The 3,102-nt window shown below is 66.3% G+C and carries 6 protein-coding genes; 3 read left to right on the top strand and 3 right to left on the bottom strand.

Annotation, left to right across the window (positions count from 1 at the left end):
* The first annotated feature begins 38 nt into the window (after positions 1-38).
* Entirely contained in the window at positions 39-434 is a 396-nt protein-coding gene (locus GF405_07315) for a hypothetical protein (protein MBD3367964.1), read from the top strand.
* Between the two features lie 148 nt (positions 435-582).
* Positions 583-1,023 carry a GNAT family N-acetyltransferase gene (locus GF405_07310; GenBank protein MBD3367963.1) on the top strand — a complete coding sequence of 147 codons (441 nt, stop codon included), beginning with the start codon at positions 583-585 and terminating at the stop codon, positions 1,021-1,023.
* Between the two features lie 105 nt (positions 1,024-1,128).
* On the opposite strand, the gene GF405_07305 is transcribed toward GF405_07310, so the two are convergent.
* Complete coding sequence (locus GF405_07305; protein ID MBD3367962.1) at positions 1,129-1,548, bottom strand: YjbQ family protein; 420 nt, start codon at positions 1,546-1,548, stop codon at positions 1,129-1,131.
* 86 nt (positions 1,549-1,634) lie between these two features.
* On the opposite strand from GF405_07305, the gene GF405_07300 reads away from it, so the two are divergent.
* On the top strand, positions 1,635-2,375 hold the full coding sequence (locus tag GF405_07300; GenBank protein MBD3367961.1) for a methyltransferase domain-containing protein: 741 nt from the start codon (positions 1,635-1,637) through the stop codon (positions 2,373-2,375).
* 3 nt (positions 2,376-2,378) lie between these two features.
* Here the strand turns inward: GF405_07300 and GF405_07295 are convergent, their stop codons facing one another.
* A complete protein-coding gene (locus GF405_07295; protein MBD3367960.1) occupies positions 2,379-2,690 on the bottom strand; it encodes a hypothetical protein in 312 nt (103 codons plus the stop codon).
* Positions 2,691-2,760: 70 nt separating this feature from the next.
* Positions 2,761-3,102, bottom strand: a 342-nt coding sequence (locus tag GF405_07290; protein MBD3367959.1) for a hypothetical protein, incomplete at its 5' end; no start/stop codon positions are given.

The raw sequence follows: 3,102 nt of genomic DNA, 5'->3' as shown, positions 1-3,102 counted from the left end.
GGGAGTCCGACGACAGCAGGACCGCCGGAGAGATCCCGGTGGCCGCGGGCAACGAGATCCTGCTCTTCCGCGTCGAGCACAATCAGGTCGTCGGTGTGCTGGGGGACGGGCCGCTCGCTGATGAATTCCGGTCGATGTTCGACCAGGAGGCGGCCCTTCGGAACATCGCCGAGGTCGCCATCGGCTGCAATCCACAGGCCGTCGTCACCGGCAACGTCCTCGAGGATGAGAAGGCCGGATTCCATTGGGCGTATGGCAGAAGCGACCACCTCGGCGGCGACGTCGGGCCGGACGCGTTCTCCTCGCCGGACCTCATCCGCCACATGGACATCGTCTACGCCGTGGATAACCCGGTCGTCTGCCGCAAGCTGGACTTCGTCGACGAGGACGGCGAGCACACGACAGGCGTCGTGAACGGCGAGCTCGTCATCTAGTACCGGGCTCCGGCCCGCGGCGTCACACCGGGCTCCCGACTGCGGCGGCAGGTCGGCACCGGCTCTCGTCAGCATGTGACGCACCGACTCCCCCAAGCGACTGGACGACGTCTCAATGGACCGGCGCATCGAGATACAGCGCGTGGCCATGCCGGAGGACTACGGCGAGGCTCAGGCGCTCATCGAGGAATATGTCGGGACATTGGGATTCGACCTGACGTTCCAGGACTTCGAACGCGAGATCAGCGACCTTGAGGGCGCATACCGGCCGCCGGACTCCTGTATTCTCCTTGCCACTCAGGACGACATCGTTCTCGGGTGTGTGGCGCTTCGCCGGTTCAAAGACGACGTCTGCGAGATGAAGCGCCTGTACGTGCGCCCGGCCGGGCGGGGGCAGGGGATCGGGAGGACGCTGGCCGAGGCCGTCATAGCGGAGGCCAGGCGGGTCGGCTACCGGGTGATGCGGCTCGACACGATCGGCACGATGCACGCAGCCAACGCCCTGTATCGTTCGCTGGGCTTCGAGGAGATCCCCGCCTACCGGGAGAACCCGATCGACGGCGCTCGCTTCTTCGAGCTCTCGCTGTAGGGAAGAACCGACCGCCGGCAGGCCCTCTGTCCAAAGGAACACGCCCGGCGCATCAAGCGCCGGGCGTCTGGTTCTCCGAGATGGGTCGAGCCTCCCTTCCCGCAGTCACTCTCCGACGAGCTGCACCACCACTTCGCGCGCGCGGGCCTTGTCGTCGAAGTCGACGAGCACGACCTGCTGCCACGTTCCGAGCGTGAGCCGCCCGTCGACGAACGGCACCGTCAGGCTCGGCCCCAGGAGCGCCGAGCGGACATGGCTGTGACCATTGTAGTCGCCCCACCGTTCGTGGTGGCGCCAGTCCCTGCCCTGCGGTGCGATCTCCTCGAAGACCGACGCCAGATCCGAGACCGCCCCGGGCTCGAACTCGATGGTCGTGATCCCCGCCGTCGAGCCGCCGATGAAGAGCGTGGCGAGCCCGCTTCTGAGCCCGCTCTCCTCGACGATGCCTGCCAGCTCCGCAGTGACGTTGATCGTATCGCCGTTGCCTCTCGTCTCAGCTGCGATGCGTCCCGTGTGCACGGTCACCTCGGCGCTCCTTCCTTTCTCCCCGCTGCGCGTGCTAGTATTGAGCGTGTCGTCAGTCTACGACAGCAGCAACGGAGCCGCCAGCCATGAGCTACGCCCGCAGCGCCCAGTACTACGACTACTTCGACACGAAGGGCAATCTCGAGTTCTACAGGAGCCTCGCGCAGGAGACGAGCGGCGATGTTCTCGAACTCGGCGTCGGGACGGGGCGCGTGCTGTTCGAGATCTGCAAGGACGGCCGGGACGGCATCGGCATCGACAACGAGCCTGCTATGCTGCGTCAGGCGAAGATGAAGCGGCGCGCGGAGTGCCCGAACATCTCCGGGCGCTGCAGGCTCCTCAAGGCCGACATGCTCTCATTCGACCTCGGGAGGACGTTCGGGTTCGTCTACGCTCCGTCGGGGGGCGTGCAGGGGGACAGCACTGAGGATCTGCGAGGCATCTTCCGAGCGGGGGCCGACCACCTGGACGATGACGGCATCTTCGCCTTCGACGTCTCGTCGCCGTCGTCGCTCCGTCAGGTCAGATCGTTCTCTCCGCTGCGCGTCGAGCTGCCCGGCGGCCGCGTCGTCATCCGATTCATCGCCCAGACCTGGAACGAGGCGGACGACACCACCTCGTTCGACATCCTCTACAAGGAATACCTGCCCGGCACGACGAGAACGGACTCGTTCGTTGAGTCCGCGACCATCGCCGTCGTCACCCCTGAACACGTCGCGGAGGCGCTGGACTACGCCGGTCTGTCACGTCACGAGCTCTACGGCGACTTCCAGCGAGGTCCCTACACCGACGAGAGTAAGTGGATGGTCGTCGCGGCGAGACGGTGAGCGTTACGGCTTTTTGATGATCATCACCGGGTGCGACCCGCCCTGGACGAAGTCGTCCTTCCCGTGACTGAAGATCGCGTAGCGGTACTCGCCTTCCTCCGCCTCGTTGGGAACGGTCACCCCGATGTCGCCCGTGCTCCGGTTCGTGATCTCGCGGCTCTCGAACACGTCCTCGTGCGGGAACCAGATGCTGACCGTGTCGCTCCCCGCCTGCCAGACGATGGTGTCGCCCGGAGCTGCCTCGGCCGGAGCTGCGACGGGGACTTCGTCCACGACCGTGATGGGGATCTGGATCGTCTTCGGCTGCTGTGACATGAGACCTTCCTTTCCTGTGCGCTCCCGGTCCGGGTGGCGCGCATCGGCCGGCGCGTCGCGGCACGGCGTGCTAGAGTAGTTGCTCCTCTCTCCCTCGCTCGATGAGCTGCTTGTACTCGGCACTCGAACAGAGCGCTCTGAGCCCCGGGGTGCGCTCGATCTGCGCCCGGGAGTAGCCCAGCTCGACGGCCTTTCCGATCCACTCGAGCGCGGTCTCCCGCTCTCCCAGCACCTCGTACGTGTGTCCGACATGGAACAGGACCTCCGGGTCGTCCGGTGCCAGAGCCAGGGCTCTGTCAGCCCGCTCGAGCGCCTCCTCCCGTCGTCCCAGCTCGCCGTAGTACGAGGCGAGATGAGAGTGAGCGTGCGCGTCGTGCGGGTCGACGGCGCAGGCGTCCCGGGCCTTCTCCGC

The sequence above is a fragment of the Candidatus Effluviviaceae Genus V sp. genome (assembly GCA_014728125.1).
Classification (GTDB): domain Bacteria; phylum Joyebacterota; class Joyebacteria; order Joyebacterales; family Joyebacteraceae; genus WJMD01.
Note: the sequence above shows the minus strand (reverse complement) of the source record. Positions and strands in the feature narration are given on the sequence as shown.